Genomic DNA, 19,938 nt, shown 5'->3' with positions numbered 1-19,938 from the left:
AAACGGAAAGGACGAAACAGATTGGAAAACAAGAGCACGTGGGAAAAATATACACCGGCACAGGTGAAAGCCTGCCATGAATTCTGCAAAGGGTATCTGGATTTTCTCAGCAACGGCAAAACGGAGCGGGAATGTGTGGAACTCATCCTGGAAGAAATGAAGGCGGCGGGCTACAAAGACCTGGACGACCTGATCGCTAAAGGAAAGACCCTGAAGGCCGGCGACAAGGTGTACCGCATCAACATGAAAAAGGGCATTGCCATGTTCAACATCGGCAAAGAGCCAATTGAGAACGGGATGAATATTCTGGGCGCCCACATCGATTCGCCCCGCATGGATGTGAAGCAGAACCCGCTGTACGAAGACGGCGGCTTTGCCCTGCTGGATACCCATTACTACGGCGGGATCAAAAAGTATCAGTGGGTGGCGATCCCCCTGGCGATTCATGGGGTCATCGCCAAAAAGGACGGCACAGTGGTGAAGGTAGCAGTAGGCGAAAAGCCGGAAGACCCGGTGTTCTTCGTGTCCGACCTTTTGATCCATCTGGCCCAGGACCAGATGGCAAAGAACGCGGCCAAGGTGGTGGAAGGGGAAGCCCTTGACGTCATCGTGGGAAACCAGCCCATCAAAGTGGGCCGCAATGTGAAGGAAGAGGACAAAAAGTCCGCCGGCAAGGAAGCCGTGAAGAAAGGCGTGCTGGCCATCCTGAAAAAGCAGTTCGGCGTGGAAGAGGAAGATTTCCTGTCCGCAGAGCTGGAAGTGGTACCGGCCGGGCGCGCGCGGGAAGCCGGCTTCGACCGGAGCATGGTGCTTTCCTACGGGCAGGACGACCGTGTCTGCGCCTACGGTTCCTACAAAGCCATGCTGGATGTGAAAGACGTAAGCCGCACCACCTGCTGCCTGCTGGTGGATAAGGAAGAGATCGGCAGCGTAGGGGCTACCGGCATGCAGAGCCTGTTCTTTGAAAACACGGTAGCGGAGATGCTGGAACTCATGGGGCATTGTTCGACACTGGCGCTGCGCCGCACCCTGGCCAACAGCACCATGCTGTCCAGCGATGTGAGCAGCGCGTTCGATCCGCTGTATGCATCTTCCTTCGATAAAAAGAACGTGGCCTACCTGGGCAGGGGGCTGGTGCTGAACAAATTTACCGGTGCCCGGGGCAAATCCGGTTCCAACGACGCCAACGCAGAGTACATCGCCCACATCCGCAGCATCTTTGCGAAAGAAAAGATCAGCTTCCAGATGTCGGAACTGGGCAAGGTAGATCTGGGCGGCGGCGGGACCATCGCCTACATCATGGCCCTGTACGGCATGAACGTCATCGACAGCGGCGTGCCGGTGCTGAGCATGCACGCACCCTGGGAAGCGACCAGCAAGGCGGATATTTATGAAGCAAGACGGGGCTACGAAGCCTTCTTAAAACTGGCAAAGAGAGTGTGACTATATGGCTAAAGGAAAACGCTTTTATAATAAGAACAACAGCCGGCCTGCCGGCAAACCGCCCCGCAAGTTTATGAAAGGTAACGACAGGAATGGCAGTAAGGAACAGAACACAAATCATTCGGAAGGGAATGCTGCCAAACGTGTCGATAATGCGAACCGGAACAGCCGGCCTCCCAGGCCCGGTGTTGAAAACCGGAAGCCCCAGATGGCAGGCAGGCTGCTGGTGGCCTATTACTCCTGGTCCGGCGTGACAGATAAGGCAGCCCGGAAGATTGCGTCCGTGGTTAAAGGCAATACCTACCGTATCCTGCCGGTGAAAGCCTATCCGTCCATGTACGGTCTGTGTGTTGCCAAGGCGGGCATGGAAAAAGCCTCCGGTGCCCGTCCGGAGCTGAAAGGCACCCTGCCGGACTGCAGCCGCTATGAAAAGATCGCCATCGGGTTCCCCATCTGGTGGTTCAGCTGCCCCAACATCATCCATTCCTTCCTGGAAAAAGTGAACCTGGACGGCAAGAAAGTATATCCCTTCTGCACCAGCAAGACCAGCGGCCCCCGCGGCAGCGCGGACGCCATCCGCAGCACCGTTCCCAAGGCGGACGTAAAGGACTGCCTGGATGCCAACAAGCTGGACTCCATGACCGACGAAGACATTAAAAAGTGGCTGGAAATGTAACAGGTAAAAAGAAAGACCGTCTCAAATCCACATGGCTTTTAGACGCTGAAGACAGATAATACATAAGAGGCACCGGATCTTTTCGGCGCCTCTTTTATTATATGAACGAAAACGGGCATCCGTTACAGCGGGTGCCCGTTTTGTATGGTAAGAGTATTACTTTGTGAGTTAAGAGTATTTCTTTAAAGAACAGCTGATTAACGTGTTGATAACGCTGATGAAACTATTTGCTTTCTGCCACTTTTTTAAACGCAATTTTGGCTGCTTCCACTGTCTTTGCGAAGTCTTCTTCGCTGTGAGCCAGGGAGATAAAGTTGGTCTCGAACTGGGAAGGAGGCAGGTAGATGCCCTGTTCCAGCATGCTGTGGAAGTAGATGCGGAAGGCGTCCGTATCGCAGGCGGTGGCGTCCTCGTAGTTGGTGACTTCTTTTTCGGAGAAGAAGACGGTGAACATCGAACCCAGGCGTGGTACCTGTACCGGAACGCCGGCTGCATCTGCCGCAGCTTTTAATGCGTCCGTCAGCTCCGCATTCCGTTTTGTCAGCGTGGCGCAGACATCATTTTCTTTCAAATACGTGAGAGCCGCAATACCGGCTGCCATGGCCAGCGGGTTGCCGGAAAGCGTTCCGGCCTGGTACATGGGGCCTACAGGGGAGACCTGGTTCATGATGTCCCGTTTGCCGCCGTACGCAGCCACCGGCAGGCCGCCGCCGATGACTTTGCCCAGGCAGGTGATATCCGGATCGATGTGGTATAAGGACTGGCTGCCGCCCTGGGCGGAACGGAAGCCGGACATGACTTCGTCGATGATCAGCAGGCTGCCGTATTTTTTTGTCAGCTCACGGATGGCCTGCAGGTAGCCGTCTTTCGGCAGCACCAGCCCCATGTTGCCAGGGGTGGGTTCCATGATGACAGCGGCGATGTCTTTGCCTTTTTCCGCAAACACTTTTTCTAATGCTGCCAAATCGTTAAAGGGAACGGAGAGGGTTGTCTCCGCGGTGCCTTTGGTAACACCGGGGCTGTCCGGCACGCCGAAGGTGGTGGCACCGGAACCGGCATGCACCAGCAGCGCGTCGCTGTGACCGTGGTAGCAGCCAATAAATTTCACGATGCAGTCCCGTCCTGTATAAGCCCGGGCCAGACGGATGGCGGACATGGTGGCTTCCGTGCCGGAGTTGACCATGCGCACCATATCCATGGACGGAACTAGTTCGCAGACCAGTTTTGCAAGAGTTACTTCCGCGCCGGTAGGAGCGCCGAAACTGGTGCCCTTGGCTGCCGCAGCCTGTACGGCTTCTGTTACGACAGGGTGGGCGTGGCCTAACAGCAGCGGGCCGTAGGATAACACGTAATCAATGTATTCGTTACCGTCCAGGTCGAACAGTTTGCTGCCCGCGCCTCTGGCAATGAAAGGAGGCACGCCGCCAACACTCCGGAAAGAACGGACCGGGCTGTTGACGCCGCCGGGGATATACTGTTTGGCTTCCGTAAAGACGGAAGATGATTTGGATAAGTTGCTCATTTATTTTTCCTCTTTCAGCCACCGGGCCACATCCAATGCATGGTAGGTGATGATCATCTTGGCGCCGGCCCGTTTGAAGCTCATCATGGTTTCCATGACGATGCGTTTTTCATCGATCCAGCCCTTTTCAGCCGCTGCTTTCACCATGGCGTATTCACCGCTGACGTTGTATACGCAGAGGGGACGGTTGAAGGTTTCGTGGGCTCTTCTTGTCACGTCCTGATAGGCCAGGGCGGGTTTTACCATGACGATGTCCGCGCCTTCTTCAATATCCAGCGCGATCTCCCGCATGGCTTCATCGCTGTTGCCCGGGTCCATCTGGTAGCCTTTCCGGTCGCCCTTGCCCGGAGCGGAATCTGCCGCCGCGCGGAAAGGACCGTAATAGGCGGACGCAAATTTGGCGCTGTAGGCCATGATGGCGACATGACTGTAACCGGCTTCGTCCAGCGCTTTGCGCATGGTGGCCACGTATCCGTCCATCATGTTGGAGGGGGCGATGATGTCCGCGCCGCAGCGGGCCTGGCTCACGGCCAGCTTGGCCAGGTTGGGCAGGGTCTTGTCGTTATCTACAGAAGCGCAGTCCGGCGTTAAAATGCCGCAATGGCCGTGGGTGGTGTATTCGCAGAAGCAGGCGTCGGTAATGACCACCAGCTCCGGATATTTGGCCTTGATGGCCTTGCTTGCCCTCTGTACGGGTTCGTTGTCGTCCCAGGCGCTGCTGCCTTCCTCATCTTTGTAGGAGGGGAGGCCGAAGAGCAACACGGCGGGGATGCCCAGTTCTACAACTTCGTCAACGGCTTCCATCACCCGGTCCACAGACCACTGGTAATTATTCTTCAACGTTTCAATTTCATTTTTTACATTGGTTCCCGGTACCACAAATAACGGGAAGATCAGGTCTTTAACGCTTACGCTCGTCTCCCGGATCAGGCTGCGCAGGTTCTCGGTAGCGCGCAGGCGGCGGGGACGGTAAATGGGAAATCCGGTCATGATGTAAACACTTCCTTATCTGTAAAATTTATTCAGCGCTTCCACCAGTCCGTCGATGGTGTAGGTTTCGGCGCATACGGTCGGTTTCAGTCCGTTCTTTTCCATGGTTTTGGCCGTGATGGGTCCGATAGCGGCCAGGGTGACGCCGTTCAGCAGTTCTTTGTCGCTGTCCAGCGCTTTTAACAGGTTGGTGACAGTGGAGGAACTGGTGAAGGTGATGCAGTCCACGGCTTTATTCTTTAAGGCGTCAAGGAGTTCTTCCTTGTTTTCACAATCGCTGACGGTCTGATACACCGCAACCACGTCTACATCGGCACCGGCTTCTTTCAGGGCGTCCGGCAGTACGTTGCGGGCTTCTTTGGCCCGGGCCAAAAGAACCTTGCTGCCTTTGTGAAGCTGGGGCAGCAGCGTATCCACCAGATCTTCCGCTTTGTAGGAAGCGGGGATCAGGTCGGCGGTGAGACCGTACGCAGTAAGCATGTCGGCCGTGGCGGAACCGATGGCTGCGATTTTATTATTGGCAAAGGCACGGGCATCTTTCCCGTTCTGTAACAGGCGGTCGAAGAACAGGTCCACGCCGTTGGCGCTTGTGAAGATGACCCAGTCGTAGGAAGCCAGGTTTTTCTGCGCCGCGTCCAGGGGAGCGAAATCCTCCGGATCGGTGATTTTGATGGCAGGCACTTCCATAACCTTGGCGCCTTCCATTTCAAGTTTTCCCGTCAGCGCGGAAGCCTGGGCTCGGGCCCGTGTCACCACGAAGGTTTTGCCGAAGAGGGGCTTGGTCTCAAACCAGCTGAGGGAATCGCGCAGTTTTACCACTTCGCCAACGATAAAGATCGCAGGCGGTTTCATATTGGCGCGCACCACATCTTCGTAGGCGTTGCCCAATGTGGTAACGAGGGTGCGCTGTTCCGGGTGGGTGCCCCAGCGGATCAGGGCAGCGGGGGTATCAGCCGGGCGGCCGTTTTCAATCAGTTTGGCCGCGATGTTCTTCAGGTTTTCTACCCCCATGAGGAAGACCAGCGTATCCACGCCGGTAGCCAGGCCTTTCCAGTTGATGCCGGATTTTTCCCGGGACGGATCTTCGTGACCGGTGATGACGGCAAAGCTGGCCGCTACCTTCCGGTGGGTAACGGGAATGCCGGCGTATTCCGGTACGGAGATGGCGCTGGTGATGCCGGGGACAAATTCAAAGGGGAGGTTATTCTCTTTTAAGAGCAGCGCTTCTTCACCGCCCCGGCCGAAGACGAAAGAATCGCCGCCTTTCAGACGGGCTACGGTCTTGCCTTCCGAAGCCAGTTTGACTAACAATTTGGAAATATCTTCCTGCTTCATCACATGGTTGCTGGAAGCCTTGCCCACATAGATGCGTTCCGCGTCCGGGTTCACCCAGCTTAAGATGCGGGGATCGGCCAGCCTGTCATACACTACCACGTCGCAAGCGGCCAGACAGTCACGGCCTTTTAACGTCAGCAGGCCCGGGTCGCCGGGGCCTGCACCGATCAGATACACTTTACCTTTTTGTTCCATATAATTAATCCTTTCGTCAAAGTATTTCATCCAATATCGCTTTGCCGCCATTCTCCAGCATGCGTTTTCCCAGCGTCTGCCCTAACGCAACGGCATCCTTCGCATCCCCGTCGATCTCATCCCGCAGCAGGGTAGAACCGTCCAACGAAGCGATGATGGCCGTGATGTGCATGCCCTGTTCCGTTACATCCGCATGTACACCGATAGGTACCTGGCAGCCGCCCTCTACCAATCCCAGGAAGGCGCGTTCCGCGTCGGTGCAGCTTTTGGTGTCAGGGTGGTTCAGAAACTCCAGCATGGCGCGGACTTCTTTGTTATCCGTGCGGCATTCGATGGCCAGGGCGCCCTGACCCACAGCGGGGATACAGAAGTCGCAGGGCAGGGTCTCTTTGATCCGGTCCCCGTAACCCAGGCGGGTGAGGCCGGCCGCTGCCAGGATGATGGCATCGTACTGGCCTTCGTCCAGCTTGTGCAGGCGGGTGTCCACATTTCCCCGCAGGTCCCGGATATCCAGATCGGGGCGCTTCGCCAGAAGCTGCGCTTTCCGCCGCAGGCTGGAAGTGCCCAGCACCGCGCCCGCAGGCATCTCTGCAAACGAACTGTACTTGTTGCTGACAAAAGCATCGCCCACAACAGCGCGTTCCGTAATGGCGGTGAGGCAGAGTCCCTCCGGCAGCTTTGTGGGCATGTCCTTCAGGCTGTGGACGGCCAGATCAACTTCGCCGTCCAGCAGCGCGGTTTCGATTTCTTTGGTAAAGAGTCCCTTGCCGCCGATTTTGGACAGGGGGACGTCCAGAATTTTATCTCCCTTGGTTACGATCTTCTGCAACCGTACCTCACAGTCCGGATATTCCTTTTTCAGACAGCTTTTGATGTAATTGCTCTGCCAGAGGGCCAGCAGGCTTTTCCTAGTTCCAATAGTTATAGTTGTTTTCATCGTCAGGGTTTTCCTCGTCTTTGTCATCTAACATAAAAAAGCGGGTGATATCTGTTTTGACGTGCTCTTCTTCCTCCGTGCCGGCGGCCTTGTTGAGGTTGATCATGGGGTCCCGCAGGAATTTGTACATGAGCTTCTGGCTCATCACTTCAATCTTATGCTGCTGTTCTTCCGTCAGCTCCGGCATCTTCCGCAGTGTCTTGGCCAGGATCCGTTCCCGGAGGAAATCAAACTTGTCGTGGAGGCGCACCATAACAGGCCGCATGGAGAGATACCGCAGCCGTTCCTTCAGCGCGACAATATCTTCTTCAATCATGAATCTGGCCGCTTCCGCGTCCTGGTTGCGCAGTTCCTTGTTGGTATCCACCACGTTTTGCAGGTCATCGATATTGTACAGGACGACCTTGTCCAGCTCCGTCACTTCCGGGTCCACGTCACGGGGCACAGCGATGTCGATCAGCACCAGGGGGTTGGGCTTCAGCCGTTCTTCCAGGGCCAGCGCCAGCCGGTCCCGCTGGATGATGTAGTGGGGGGCACCGGTAGAGGTGATGACGATGTCCGCATTCACCGCATGGTCGATAAACTCATCAAACCGGATGACAGAGCCGCTGAATTTGGAGGCCAGCTCCTGCGCATGTTCATAGCTGCGGTTGGTGACGAAAATGGAAGGGGCGCCCTTGTCCAGCAGGTGCCGGGCGGTGAGTTCGCTCATCTTGCCTGCGCCGATGACCAGTATATCGGCAGAGGAAAGATCGCCCACTACGTCCATGGCCAGATCCACGGCAGCGGAAGACACGCTGACGCTGCGGTAGGCGATCTGGGTCTTGGTACGGATCTTTTTGCCGGTGGAGATCGCCTGGTTGAAAATCGTGTTGAACATGATGGAAGTGGTGCCGGAGGTACGGGCCAGATGGTACGCGTCTTTGATCTGGCTCAGGATCTGTCCTTCGCCTACGATGAGGGAATCCAGGCTGCTGGCGACCTGCAGCAGGTGGCGCACACAGTGGGTTCCGGTGAGCGTGTAAAAGTACTCTTTGTTGAAGGAACTGCCGGCGATGCGTTTTACGGCCGCGTGCAGCGCTTCCATGCCGTCGTCCGGTTCCTGCGCTACCAGATACAGCTCGGTGCGGTTGCAGGTGGAAACCAGAACGGCTTCGGAAAAATCATCGGACTCCCGGAAGAGCCGCAGGATATGTTTGATACGGCTGCGGGAAAAATTAAATTTCTCGCGTACTTCCACAGGGGCAGTCTTATGATTCAGACCTAATACGATTAACTGCATTTATAATATTCTCCTTTGCCTGTTGCAGGCGGCCTTGCCTGACATCCTGCAGCAGTTGTAGTGTGAGAGTCTGTCTCCAGAAATCCTGTCTTGCCCGGGCATTTGGAAGGCTTTGTTTTACTGTTTTCCGCTGCCCGTCCAGAAACGCGCAGAAGGCGGCCATGTCATCCCCGTATTGCTGCTGCAGATCTTCCAGCAGCAGATGGGTGAGGCGGGGGTTGCCCCCCGTAGCGGCCGAAAAGTGCAGGCTGCCGTTGTCATAGGTACCTGCTACGGAAAAATTGCCGGCTTCCGGGTCATCGGTTACATTTAACAGGCAGTTTTGCTTCCGTGCTTCCTGTGCCACCGCCGCGTTTATGCTGCGGTCGTCCGTAGCCGCGATCACCAGAAAGGCGCCGTCCAGATCGCCCGGTTCATACCCGCGCCGGTACAGGGTCAGCGCAGGGCACTGTTCCTGCAACGCACCGATCTCCGGAAGGATCTCCGGTGCAATGACCGTTACGGCTGCACCGGCTTCCAGCAGGGACCGGATCTTGCGCAGGGCCACGCTGCCACCGCCGATGACGGCGCAACGCCGGTTTTCCATATTCAGCTGTACTGTATAACGAAACTGATTGTAAGCCATTCCGCCGGTCTCCGATGGATGTTGCTTCTTCTTCGCTGCTGAAAACACTGGGTATCGCGCATACGAAGGAAGCAGTATTTTATACGTGGAAGACATTTCTAATATTTTACCATAAAACTGTTGATAATGTTACTTTTTTTTAAGAATTCCTTCTATAGATTTGTAAAAACTTTTTTGCGAAATATGATATAATAAATATTGTTAATTATTTTTTTGGAAAGGAAGAGAAACCATGAACATTATTTTCAAACGCAAAAGCGTGCGCACGTATCTGGATATTGATGTGGATGACGCTACGGTGGAGCAGATTATACGGGCCGGCATGGCGGCCCCTTCCGCCAAGAACCAGCGTCCCTGGGAGTTTTATGTGGTCCGAAATAAGGAGACGCTGGCCAAACTGGCAACCTGCACCCCTTATGCAAGGCCTGTGGCCAGTGCGCCGGTTGCCATCGTGGCCTGCTACCGTACCAAAGACGTCTTTGAACCCATGATGACCCTGCTGGATATGAGCTGCTGCTGCGAAAACATGCTGATCCAGGCGGCGGCGCTGGATATGGGGTCTGTGTGGCTTTCCTTTGCGCCCCATAAGGAACGGCAGGAACCGGCTAAAGAAGCGCTGAACCTGCCGGAAGGCCTGGAAGTGTTTGCCGTGCTGCCGGTGGGGTATCCCCGGGGCGAGGGCAAGATCATTGACCGGTTCGATCCGGCCCGCATCCACTGGGAAGAGTAAGAGGCTGCGCAGCGTAGTTTTACTGTGCAGAGGCAGAGGCTGCGTGGCGAAGTTACACAGTGTAAAGTAAGTGGCTTTGCGTTGCCTTTGCCATTTTTAAGACACAAGAAAGAGTTACAATTCAAAGTACAAGGAAAAATCTGGTATGATGGGAGGTAACCTGTATGAAAAAGAAGATTGCTCTCGCGGTTATGGCTGCGTCCGTCCTGTTCTCCGCTTCCGCGTTCGCTTCGGAGCATGTGACCGTACCTGATTTACAGGCGCCGCAACAGCTGATCCCGTACGGCGCGGTCAGCAAGGACGGCTATTTTAAAGGCATCCGTCTGGCCGGCAAGGTGAAAGTGGTGAAGAACTTTGCCAACCTCAAAGTGCAGGTGGTGAAGAATTTTCCTGACCTGAAAGTGAAGAAGGTAAGTAACTTCCCCAACAAGGTGGGAGAATGGCAGTTTGTAGAGAACTTCCCGGATTTTACCATCCAGTTCGTTGACAACTTCCCGGATATCAAGATCCAGTTTGTCGATAACTTCCCGGGTGTGCCGTGATGGCAAAGTTATTTTCGTTTCGATGTGCGGCACTGACGGCTGCCTTTGTGATCTTTCACAGTATGCAGGCGCTGGCTGCGCCTTCTGTGCTGGCGGAATCCGCTATCCTTGTCAATACCGGTACCGGCGCGGTGATCTATGAAAAGAATGCGGATGTGCGGCGTGCGCCGGCCAGTCTGACCAAGATGATGACCTGCATCCTGGGTCTGGAAGCCAAAGGGCTGGATGCGGAGTGTAAAGTCACACAGGCTGCGGCGGCCACGGAAGATTCCTATCTGGAGATGAAGGGCGGGGACCGTCTCCTCTCCGGTGAACTGATGCGGGAAATGATGATGGAATCGGATAACGGGGCTGCGGTGGTGATTGCCCAGAACGTGTCCGGCAGCATCCTGAAGTTTGCAGACCGGATGAACGAAAAGGCGAAGGAGCTGGGCTGCCGGAAGACCCATTTCAGCAATCCCCACGGACTGACGGCCCGCTGGCACTATACTACGGCCCGGGATATGGCAAAGATCGCAACTTATTGTATGAAGAATCCGGATTTCCGGAAACTTGTGAACCATCAGAAGTCCGTGATACACTGGGCTTCCCCTTCGGGCAGAACCTATAAATCGGAGACGACGAACGAGCTGCTGGGCAGTTATGAGGGTGCCAACGGTATCAAAACAGGCTGGACCAACGCGGCCAAAGGCTGTGTAGCCGCTTCAGCAAAACGCGGCAATGTGGAACTGATTGCCATCGTCCTGAAATCAAAGGATCACGATACCCGCTTTGCGGATGCGAGGAAGCTCTTAGACTACGGTTTTTCCGTAGGAGGGAAAGGGACGGTTCCTGTTGAACCGGTTGCGAAGACGGATCCGAAACGGATGCCGCACGTGAAGAGGCCGGGTACCGCGGTGAGGACACCGGTGCCCGTTGAAAGCAAATCGGCACCGACATCCTCCCCGGCTGTTAAACAGCCTGTTTCCGCATCGGCACCGGCAGCGAATCCGCCTGTAACAAATAAGCCGGCTGCGGTACCGGCAGTGAAACAGCCTGTTGCGGTATCCGCCACTCCGGCTGCAACCCGGCCTGCAGCAAATCAGCCGGCTGCTGTTTCAGCTGCTCCTGCTGTTAAAAATACCGGTGTCCGGATGCCTGTGGTACGGAAACCGGGCGCATAAAAAGTAATGGAATACAGAATCATAAGTTCTGATGAACGGCTGCACTGCTGCATCTGCAGTACAGCCGTTTTCTGTAAAATCAGGAACAGATCTGGCCTGAGGTTTTAACTATGGATAATCAACAAATCGCCCAATCGGTCCTGGACGCGGTTGGGCTGGAAAACATAACAGAAGCCTATAACTGCATGACCCGGCTGCGGCTGCGTGTAAAAGAAGTATCGGTTACCAAAGAAGAGCTGAAAAAGATTCCCGGCGTGAAGGGCGTCATCATGAACGAAGGGGAGGTCCATATCGTGCTGGGCCCCGGCAAGGCGGAAAACGTGGCAAAAGAATGCAGGCGGCTGCTGGCAGAAGGGGCAAAGACGAAGGCGAAGGCGTCAGACCCGGTAAGCGGGGCAGGTGTAAATGTGCCGGCTTCACGGGATGCTGATGGGAACGGTTCCGTCAGTGCATCTGCAGTTACCGAAAAGTCCGCACAGGCTCCTGCAGTAAAACAAATACCCAAAGGCAAAATCGGCGACGGCAAAGAACTGCATGCTTCTATTAAAAAACGCAACAGCCAGTCGGCACTGAAGCGGATGCTGCAGCGTGTAGGTCACATCTTTATTCCCCTGATCCCGGCCTTTATCGGCTGCGGCCTGCTGACGGGTCTTATCAGCCTGTTGCTGAAGGTCTGTCCGGAGCTGGCGGGCAATTCCTATGTCCAGTATCTGAAGCTGGCGGGCAATTCCATCTTTACCGTGCTGAACGCCTTTATCGGCCTGTACGCCTGTAAGGAGTTCGGCGGCACTCCGGCATTGGGCGGCGCCATGGCGGCGCTGCTGGCAGCACCGGGCCTTGCGGATATCAGTTTTATGGGCGGCCCACTGATTCCCGGCCGGGGCGGTATCTTTGCGTCCCTGCTGGCCGGCGCGGCTACAGCGTTCATCGAAACAAGGCTGCGCAAACGCATTCCTGAATCCGCCAGCCTTTTTCTGACGCCGCTATTGACGATTGCGGTCGTATCCCTCGCAGGGCTGTTCATTTTCCAGCCATTGGGCGGGATCCTTTCCGACTTCCTGAGTAATTACACTGTGCATACGATCCAGACCGGAGGCGCGGTCACCGGTTTTGTCATCGGGGGTCTGTTCCTGCCCATCGTCATGGTAGGGGTGCATCACGGGCTGACGCCGATCCATGCGGACATGCTGGCCTCCATGGGCATGACGATCCTGCTGCCCATTGCGGCCATGGCCGGCTGCGGGCAGGTAGGGGCGTCCTTTGCCGTGTATCTGAAAAGCAAAAACAGGTTCCTGCGGCGTACCGTGTTAAGTTCGTTGCCGGTGGGTATGCTGGGCATCGGCGAACCGCTGATTTACGGTGTCACACTGCCTTTGGGAAAACCCTTTGTGTGTGCCTGCGTCGGCGGCGCCTTTGGGGGAGCATGGCAGGCGTATCACGGCATCGGTTCCTATGCGCTGGGCATTTCCGGCATTCCGCTGGCTGCCGCTACCAACAACGTGCTGCTGTATCTGGCCGGTGTTTTCATTGCCTATCTGGCAGGCTTTACCGCAACCTGGCTCGTCGGGTTTGACGACCCGCCGGAGGAAGTAATGTAAAAAGAAAAATAAAAGCGTCGGTGTAAGTTTAAGCAAAACATCGAGATCGTTTGCGTAATTTCATGAGATGAAATTCGCCGTCGTGGCGAGACTGTCTGAGGGGCAAAGCCCCGAGTTTCGAAGCCACAGGCGAATGAGTCCATGAAATAGCGAACGGGCTCGGTTTTGCGAAACTTTCACCGACGCTTTTTATTTAGGCTTTTTATTTAGGATTCTTCCTCGTTCACAATAAACCCGATGCGGCGGGTGTTTTTATCCGTGTCCTCTTCTTCCGGAACTTCCTCATCCTGAGGCGGCTTCTTCAGTGTTATGAGGCACAGGGTAAACTGGGAGATGTGCTGGATCATCTTCAGGGCTTCCCCTGTGTTAGGGTCGAATCCGTACAGGACGATGAGGTCGGGATTCCAGTACCCCAGCCGCTTGATGATGACGGGGCGGTTGGAGAAGGACGCCAGGCTCATGGCGGCCACTTCATCCGGGGCCAGGCTCTTTTCAAAGTTCCTGATCAGCTTGTTGATCCGTTCGCACATATTGGCTGCTGCGTTTTTGCCGATAACCGGGCTGTTCATAATTCGTTCCCCCTTGCGTATAAGAATCTGTTGCGCTTGTTTTGCTTTCCTGATTATATAGAAACCTTCTGTTTAATTATAACACGGGACTGTAGGTTTAAAAAGTATACGTGTATACATTGCTCCAAAATATAGATTCATTTGTGAAATAATGGTAAAATAGCAACAAATCTAAAGAAACGAGGGGGATTTTATGAACTTATCTGTCCAAATTCTGATTGCTTTGATTTTATCTGTCGGCGCCGGTCTGGTTATCGGCCCGGAAGGGCTGCCGTTCGTTAACAAATGGATCGCGCCCATTGGTACCATCTTCATCAACTTCATCAAGATGATGATCGTACCAGTTGTTACCTGCTCTTTGATCGTAGGCGTTACCAGCCTGGGCGGCGACAGCAAAAAGCTGGGCCGTATCAGCGCCAAGACCATCTGCCTGTATCTGGTTACCACCGCCGTGGCCATTGTACTTGGTTTTGCCGTGGCCGGCATCATCCAACCCGGTGTAGGACTGGATATTGCCGGAAAGGTTGCGCCTAAGGTGAAAGAAGCACCGACCTTTATGCAGGTTCTGGTGAACATGGTGCCTACCAACCCGATAGACGCTATGGCTAAAGGCCAGATTCTTCCCGTCATTGTTTTTGCGTTGCTTGTAGGTATCGGCATCACCCAGCTGGATGAAAAGCGTTCCCGTTTCCTGATGGATTTATATGATGCGGGCGCGGAAGTATGCTACAAGATCATCGCTATGGTTATGAAGTTTGCTCCCATCGGCGTGTTTGCGCTGTTGCTGCCGGTTGTCTGCAAAAACGGCCCCAAGGTGCTGCTCCCGCTGTTAAGCGTAATTCTGGCTGTTGCCATCGGCTGCGCCCTGCAGTGCATCCTGGTTTATTCCACGCTGGCTTCTACAATGGGCGGTGTGAACCCGATTAAATTTTTCCGCGGCATGTCTGAAGCCATGATGCTGGCTTTCACCACCTGTTCCTCCGCAGCGGCTCTGCCTGTTAACATGAAGAACTGCCAGGAAAAACTGGGCCTGTCCCGTGAAGTAACTTCATTCGTACTGCCGCTGGGCTGCACCATCAACATGGACGGCACGGCGCTGTACATGGGCGTATGCTCCCTGTTCGTGGCCAATGCCTTTGGCGTGAACCTGACTTCTTCCGATATGATTATGATCGTCTTCACCGGTACCCTGGCATCCATCGGTACCGCCGGTGTTCCCGGCGCCGGCCTCATCATGCTGGCTATGGTACTGCAGGCAGTGCAGCTGCCTATGGAAGGCCTGGCTCTGGTTGCCGGTATCGACCGTGTGCTGGATATGTTCCGTACCTGTGTCAACATCACCGGTGACGGTGCCGTTTGCTGTGTAGTAGATAAGAGTGAACGGAAAAACGCAGCGTAATACTGTAATTTGCCGGAGTGGAATCGCAGAGTTCTGCTCCGGTTTTTATTTTTCTGATTTTCCTGTTTGCATTTTGCGTGGGATGTGGTACAATACAACAATGAGCGGTAATGGAGCTGCCGGTCCGGTTTGTATGCGCGATATGTCCGCAAGGGATGTAACGCGGGGGATCTGTGACCCTTACACGCAACGAGAGCAAAGGGAGAGAAGTATCAATGCGAATCATTTACAAAACCAATACAACCTACAGCGCTGTGGAATTCGGCAAGATGAATCTGGAGATCCAGAAGCATGACAGCAAGTTTAGGAAAGCGCAGTATATCATTGCGGCGATCCTTGTGGTCATTATCGCCATCTGCCTGTATAATGCCTGGTATATTGCCGCGGCAGCCATGGTGGCAGCCGGGTTTGCTGTATTTTTATATGTAATTCCCCATAACGTGCGCCGCGCAGCGGAGAAAGAATTTGCCAAGAGCCGTCTCGAGGGTACGCCCAGCAATATGACCTTCTATCTTGACCACTATGAAGAAGTGAACAAGATGGGCCGTGCCGCCTACAAGTACGTGCAGCTGCGTCACATTTATGAAACGCCTACCAATTTTTACCTGATGCTGAACGACAAGCAGGGGGCTATTGTAGAAAAGGCGAACTGCAAACCGGAACTGATCAAGTTTATCGGGAAGATCAAAGCGCAGTACAAGCTGTAAGAAGCAACAGGATATTCCGGCAAGGGTTTGCGGGAAGGTTGCTGCAGGAAACTGCCGGAATGAATAGAATGACATTGGAAAAGGCAACACCCCCTGTCGTAAAAATGCGGCAGAGGGTGTTTTTGTCTGATGGGTAAGGGCAGGAACGAAGGGGTGCCTTTCTTCCTGATTGTGCCGCCGGTCAGGGGCGGATCGGATGAATAAGCGATGGGAGTCGGTATCATGAAACAGCGGTGTGTGGGTCTTCTTATTGCGCTGGTCGCAGGCCTGTTGCTTTTCTGTTTCCGTATTCCCATACCGTTCATGCTGAGCGGCATCATTGCGGCTTCTTTTTTAAAGTTCTGTATCTGGAAAGATATGCGCTGGCCCATATCCTGGCGCAATGCGGGGCTGATGGTAGCCGGTTACGGAATCGGGCACGATTTTACCCGGGAGACCCTGGTGCGCATGTCGGAACAGCTTGTCGGAGTGTTCGGCGCGTCCTTTGTGGCCATCGGCATCTCCCTGCTGGTTGCCTGGGTAACGTATAAATACACGTTTGCCAATCTGTTAAGCTGTGTCATGGGCATGCTGCCCGGCGGGCTGAACCAGATGATGCTTATGGCGGATGAAGACCCCAGGGTAGATGCCAACGTGGTAGTCATGCAACAGACCATCCGTCTGTTCGGCGTGGTGATCACCGTGCCGTTTCTGGTGATCCACCTGCTGGGCGCTTCCGTTTCAGCCCGGGGGCTGCTGAGTAATCCGGGTGCAAACCCCGGGATGCACTGGCTGGTGCTGTTTCCCATTGCCTAGGCGGGAGCGTTTCTGGCAAAGAAAATAAAAATGCCGACTTCTGCGCTGATCGGACCCATCATGGCCACGGCGATCGTTTCGATCGTGTTCGATGCAGAACTGCAGAAGGCGCCGCCTATTTTGATGAACATCGCCCAGATGAACATCGGACTGTACATGGGCTGTATGCTGGATAAGGAACGGCTGTTCCGGACCCGGCTGCTGCTGCCTTACGCTATCGTCGGCACGCTGCTGATCATCGGGGGCAGTGTGGTGATGGCAGAGCTTTTATCACGGTATTACGGGATCCCAATCGTTACGTCATTTCTGGCCATGGCACCCGGCGGTGTGGCGGAGATGTGCCTGGCCGGCATGAGCATGGGGGCTGACGTGTCCCTTATATTGACGTACCAGATCGTACGACTGCTGATGATGAACCTGACGGTACCGTTCTTCATCCACAAATATTTTGATGAAAGTTATACGGGATAGGAAAATCTGTATGGTACGTGAATAGTGCAAGGATCGTTTTTGGTGGAGACGCTGATTCAATGGGTTTCCTTATATAATTTAAAACACCAGAGGAAATAAAAAAGCACGCAGCATTCTGTAATGGAACGTTGCGTGCTTTTACTTTGCCGGTTATTCTTCAGTATACAGTCCGTCTGTTATAAGCGCAAGGCCGGCATCAGGGCGGAATGACATCCGGTCATTCCCTCCAGGCGCAGTGCTTCAGGGCGCCGGACCACCGGTTCAGACGGAAAGAACCCCGCAGGGCGGCGTTGATCACCGTTTCGGCTGTCTTCACGGCTTCCGTAATGGGCAGGCCTTTGGCCAGGCAGGCGGTGATGGCTGCGGAGAAGGTGCAGCCCGCGCCATGGTTGTAGGAGTTGGGAATCTTCGGATGACGTTTCTCCATAAAGTTCCTGCCATCGTAGACCAGCTCGATCGCGTCAGCGCCGGGCAGGCGGTCGCCGGCTTTCATGATCACATTTTTGCAGCCTCTGTCGTGGATCACGGCGGCTGCCTGTTTCATTTCCTCTACGGATGTGATGGCCGGCATATCCGCCAGGTAGGCGGCTTCCAGCAGGTTAGGCGTCATCACCAGGGCCCGTTTCACCAGCAGTTCCCTGATGGCGGCTGCGGCTTCCGGCACCATGATGGTGTCGATGCCTTTGCAGACCATGACCGGGTCGATGACGACGTTTTTCAATTCGTATTTGTCGATGGTGTCGGCAATCAGTTCTACCAGGTCGGCGCTGCCCAGCATGCCGGTCTTCATGGCGTCGCAGCCGATGCCCTGGAGGATCGTGATAAGCTGTTTTTCAATGACAGAGGTTTCAATGGGATAAATTTCATGGGCCCAGTCCGCATTGGGATTCTGGGCTACGATGCAGGTGAGGGCGGTCATCCCGTACACACCCAGCTCCTGAAAGGTTTTCAGATCAGCCTCCATACCGGCGCCGCCACTGGTATCTGATCCGGCGATGGTCATTGCTTTATACATGGTAAAATCTCCCCTCGTATATTCAGTATTGCCATAAAACAGCGTCAGGATTTGTTGCGCGGGCGGGGTTCCTGATGTCTGATGTACCGTCCATAACCGGTAAACCCGCTACCGGTCCCTTTGACCTGACGAAATGGCAACTCTTATTATACTCGTAAAATCAAAAAATGGAAGCACCATTTGTGTTAAATTTGTCACAGAAACAGTGATTTTTATTTAAAGTTGTAAGCCGTCACAATTTTTTCCCGTTTAAACAGTACGTCCTGGGGATATTCATACAGGCAGATGGCCAGATAGGAACCCGCGATGTTGTACAGGTTATCAAAGCCGCAGTGCTGCAGGGCCATGATGGCATTGTAACTCCGCTGGCTGGAACGGCAGTGGAGGTAGACAGGCCTGTCTTTGGGAATCTCGTCCATGCGCTGTCGCAGCTGGCTTAAGGGAATATTAACAGCGTTCAGCAGGTGACCTGCGTTGTATTCACCCGGTTCCCGCACGTCGACGATGCAGGCGTTGCTTTCCACCAGTTCCCGTACCTTTGTCAGGGGAACCTGGCGGTACACGCCATGAAGCAGGTTCAGACCTACCAGTGCGGCCATATTCACCGCATCTTTGGCGGTGCTGACCACCGGGGCGTAGCAGAGTTCCATATTCTTCAGGTCTTCCAGCGTGCCGTCCATGGAGATCAGGGCCGCGATCACATCGATACGGCGGTCCGCTTCGCCTTTGCCGATGGCCTGGGCGCCTAACAGTCGTCCCGTAGGCGTTTCAAAGACCAGCTTCACATGGATGGGGTGGGCATCCGGCATAAGACTCACTTTATCGGAAGGGATCACATAAGCAATTTCATAGGGTATGCCCGCTGCCTTCGCCGCTTTTTCGTTCAGTCCGGTGCTGGCAGCCAGCAAAGAGAAGATACGGATGACAGAAGAACCGATAAAGCCTTTCTGCTGGTTGCGGATGCCGTAAATATGATCCGCCGCGGCCCGCGCTTCCATCTGGGCGGGCCACGCCAGGGCCAGCCGCATGGGTTTGCGGGTGAGGCGGTTGAACACTTCGATGGCGTCGCCTACAGCGTAAATAGCCGGATCGCTGGTCTGGAAGTTGGCATTGACCTTGATGCCGCCGGTCTCACCGATAGCCAGCCCGGCATTTTTCGCCAGGGCGGTTTCCGGACGTATGCCTACGGCCATCACCACAGCGTCGGCCTTTACCCGTCTGCCGCTGGCCAGTTCGATGGCATCGCTGCCGATCTTTTTCACACCGTCTTTTAAGATCAGAGTCATGCCCTTGTCCAGCATCTCTTTGTGCAGGATTTGGGCCATGTCATAATCAAAGGGGGTCATGACCTGGTCCATGGCTTCGATCAGGGTGACCCTGTACCCTGCGTGCATCAGGTTCTCCGCAATCTCGCAGCCGATGAACCCTCCGCCTACGACGGCAATGTCTTCCGCCTTATGGGTGCGGATATAAGTATCCAGCCTGGCGATGTCCACCACGTTGCGGATACCGAAAACGTTTTCGTTGCGGATGCCTTCAATGGCGCCCGGCAGGATCGGTTCGCCGCCGGGGGAGAGGATCAGGACGTCGTACGCTTCTTCATACGCAGTTCCTGTAGTGAGGTCCTTTACCGCAACCGTTTTCTTCTCCCGGTCGATGCCGGTCACTTCGTGTTCCGTACGGACTTCGATGTTATATTTCGTTTTGAATTGGGCCGGGTCCATCATCACCAGGTCCGCGCTGTCCGCTACGGTACGGCTCAGAAAATAGGGCAGGGCGCAGTTGGAGAAGGAGACATGGGGCCCCCGTTCAAAGATGGTGATCTCCGCCTGTTCGTCCAGTCTGCGTGCCCGTGCTGCTGCCGATGCTCCGCCGGCCACACCGCCGACCACTAAGATTCGCTTGCTCAAAACACTTCCTCCTTCGGTCTGTCTGTTTCGGACT

Annotated in this window: 17 protein-coding genes and 1 pseudogene; 9 read left to right on the top strand and 9 right to left on the bottom strand. The window is 54.7% G+C overall.

Annotated elements, in window-relative coordinates:
• The first annotated feature begins 21 nt into the window (after positions 1 to 21).
• Both ACZOWY_RS03635 and ACZOWY_RS03630 read left to right on the top strand, forming a co-directional pair.
• The gene (locus ACZOWY_RS03635) at positions 22 to 1,443 is read left to right on the top strand and encodes an aminopeptidase (RefSeq protein WP_484393030.1); all 1,422 of its coding nucleotides are present in this window, start codon (positions 22 to 24) and stop codon (positions 1,441 to 1,443) included.
• A gap of 4 nt (positions 1,444 to 1,447) precedes the next feature.
• The gene (locus ACZOWY_RS03630; protein ID WP_484393027.1) at positions 1,448 to 2,119 is read left to right on the top strand and encodes a flavodoxin; all 672 of its coding nucleotides are present in this window, start codon (positions 1,448 to 1,450) and stop codon (positions 2,117 to 2,119) included.
• A 223-nt stretch (positions 2,120 to 2,342) separates the two neighbouring features.
• Here ACZOWY_RS03630 and hemL read toward each other — a convergent pair whose 3' ends face one another.
• Genes hemL through ACZOWY_RS03600 form a run of 6 tightly spaced genes read right to left on the bottom strand, consistent with a single transcriptional unit; the run spans position 2,343 to position 9,005 of the window.
• On the bottom strand, positions 2,343 to 3,641 hold the full coding sequence (hemL, locus tag ACZOWY_RS03625; RefSeq protein ID WP_484393024.1) for a glutamate-1-semialdehyde 2,1-aminomutase: 1,299 nt from the start codon (positions 3,639 to 3,641) through the stop codon (positions 2,343 to 2,345).
• On the bottom strand, positions 3,642 to 4,631 hold the full coding sequence (gene hemB, locus ACZOWY_RS03620; RefSeq protein WP_484393021.1) for a porphobilinogen synthase: 990 nt from the start codon (positions 4,629 to 4,631) through the stop codon (positions 3,642 to 3,644).
• A gap of 15 nt (positions 4,632 to 4,646) precedes the next feature.
• Complete coding sequence (gene cobA / locus ACZOWY_RS03615) at positions 4,647 to 6,161, bottom strand: uroporphyrinogen-III C-methyltransferase (RefSeq protein WP_484393019.1); 1,515 nt, start codon at positions 6,159 to 6,161, stop codon at positions 4,647 to 4,649.
• 16 nt (positions 6,162 to 6,177) lie between these two features.
• Complete coding sequence (hemC, locus tag ACZOWY_RS03610; protein WP_484393017.1) at positions 6,178 to 7,098, bottom strand: hydroxymethylbilane synthase; 921 nt, start codon at positions 7,096 to 7,098, stop codon at positions 6,178 to 6,180.
• A complete protein-coding gene (gene hemA, locus ACZOWY_RS03605) occupies positions 7,070 to 8,380 on the bottom strand; it encodes a glutamyl-tRNA reductase (protein WP_484393016.1) in 1,311 nt (436 codons plus the stop codon). Before hemA ends, hemC begins: the two co-directional genes overlap by 29 nt.
• Positions 8,349 to 9,005 (bottom strand): precorrin-2 dehydrogenase/sirohydrochlorin ferrochelatase family protein, encoded by a 657-nt coding sequence (locus ACZOWY_RS03600; protein ID WP_484393014.1) that lies wholly within the window; start codon positions 9,003 to 9,005, stop codon positions 8,349 to 8,351. The genes hemA and ACZOWY_RS03600 overlap by 32 nt, the downstream gene beginning before the upstream one ends.
• A 232-nt stretch (positions 9,006 to 9,237) precedes the next feature.
• Between ACZOWY_RS03600 and ACZOWY_RS03595 the strand changes: the two genes are divergently transcribed.
• From ACZOWY_RS03595 to ACZOWY_RS03580, 4 genes are all read left to right on the top strand, one after another.
• Positions 9,238 to 9,735, top strand: coding sequence for a nitroreductase family protein (locus tag ACZOWY_RS03595; RefSeq protein ID WP_484393011.1), 498 nt, complete (start codon positions 9,238 to 9,240; stop codon positions 9,733 to 9,735).
• A 164-nt stretch (positions 9,736 to 9,899) separates the two neighbouring features.
• Positions 9,900 to 10,277 carry a 7(1) septoil knot domain-containing protein gene (locus tag ACZOWY_RS03590; protein WP_484393009.1) on the top strand — a complete coding sequence of 126 codons (378 nt, stop codon included), beginning with the start codon at positions 9,900 to 9,902 and terminating at the stop codon, positions 10,275 to 10,277.
• On the top strand, positions 10,277 to 11,440 hold the full coding sequence (locus ACZOWY_RS03585) for a D-alanyl-D-alanine carboxypeptidase family protein (protein ID WP_484393008.1): 1,164 nt from the start codon (positions 10,277 to 10,279) through the stop codon (positions 11,438 to 11,440). Before ACZOWY_RS03590 ends, ACZOWY_RS03585 begins: the two co-directional genes overlap by 1 nt.
• Before the next feature lie 110 nt (positions 11,441 to 11,550).
• Positions 11,551 to 13,038: a PTS transporter subunit EIIC gene (locus tag ACZOWY_RS03580; protein ID WP_484393005.1), complete on the top strand. Its 1,488-nt coding sequence runs from the start codon at positions 11,551 to 11,553 to the stop codon at positions 13,036 to 13,038.
• A 206-nt stretch (positions 13,039 to 13,244) separates the two neighbouring features.
• On the opposite strand, the gene ACZOWY_RS03575 is transcribed toward ACZOWY_RS03580, so the two are convergent.
• Entirely contained in the window at positions 13,245 to 13,607 is a 363-nt protein-coding gene (locus tag ACZOWY_RS03575; protein ID WP_484393002.1) for a hypothetical protein, read from the bottom strand.
• Positions 13,608 to 13,800: 193 nt separating this feature from the next.
• Here ACZOWY_RS03575 and ACZOWY_RS03570 point away from each other — a divergent pair, with 193 nt between their 5' ends.
• The 3 genes and pseudogenes from ACZOWY_RS03570 (at position 13,801) to ACZOWY_RS03560 (ending at position 16,979) form a co-directional block, all read left to right on the top strand.
• Complete coding sequence (locus ACZOWY_RS03570) at positions 13,801 to 15,006, top strand: dicarboxylate/amino acid:cation symporter (RefSeq protein WP_484393001.1); 1,206 nt, start codon at positions 13,801 to 13,803, stop codon at positions 15,004 to 15,006.
• Positions 15,007 to 15,221: 215 nt separating this feature from the next.
• The gene (locus tag ACZOWY_RS03565; protein ID WP_484392997.1) at positions 15,222 to 15,713 is read left to right on the top strand and encodes a YcxB family protein; all 492 of its coding nucleotides are present in this window, start codon (positions 15,222 to 15,224) and stop codon (positions 15,711 to 15,713) included.
• A 207-nt stretch (positions 15,714 to 15,920) separates the two neighbouring features.
• Positions 15,921 to 16,979: pseudogene (locus ACZOWY_RS03560) on the top strand (AbrB family transcriptional regulator).
• Positions 16,980 to 17,196: 217 nt separating this feature from the next.
• Here ACZOWY_RS03560 and thiD read toward each other — a convergent pair.
• Both thiD and ACZOWY_RS03550 read right to left on the bottom strand, forming a co-directional pair.
• Positions 17,197 to 17,994 (bottom strand): bifunctional hydroxymethylpyrimidine kinase/phosphomethylpyrimidine kinase, encoded by a 798-nt coding sequence (gene thiD, locus ACZOWY_RS03555; RefSeq protein ID WP_484392994.1) that lies wholly within the window; start codon positions 17,992 to 17,994, stop codon positions 17,197 to 17,199.
• 212 nt (positions 17,995 to 18,206) lie between these two features.
• The gene (locus ACZOWY_RS03550) at positions 18,207 to 19,904 is read right to left on the bottom strand and encodes an FAD-dependent oxidoreductase (RefSeq protein WP_484392991.1); all 1,698 of its coding nucleotides are present in this window, start codon (positions 19,902 to 19,904) and stop codon (positions 18,207 to 18,209) included.
• Positions 19,905 to 19,938: the final 34 nt, after the last annotated feature.

It is taken from the genome of Succiniclasticum sp. (genome assembly GCF_056977735.1).
The sequence above is the reverse complement of the archived record's forward strand: the minus strand, read 5'-3'. Positions and strand labels throughout refer to the sequence as shown.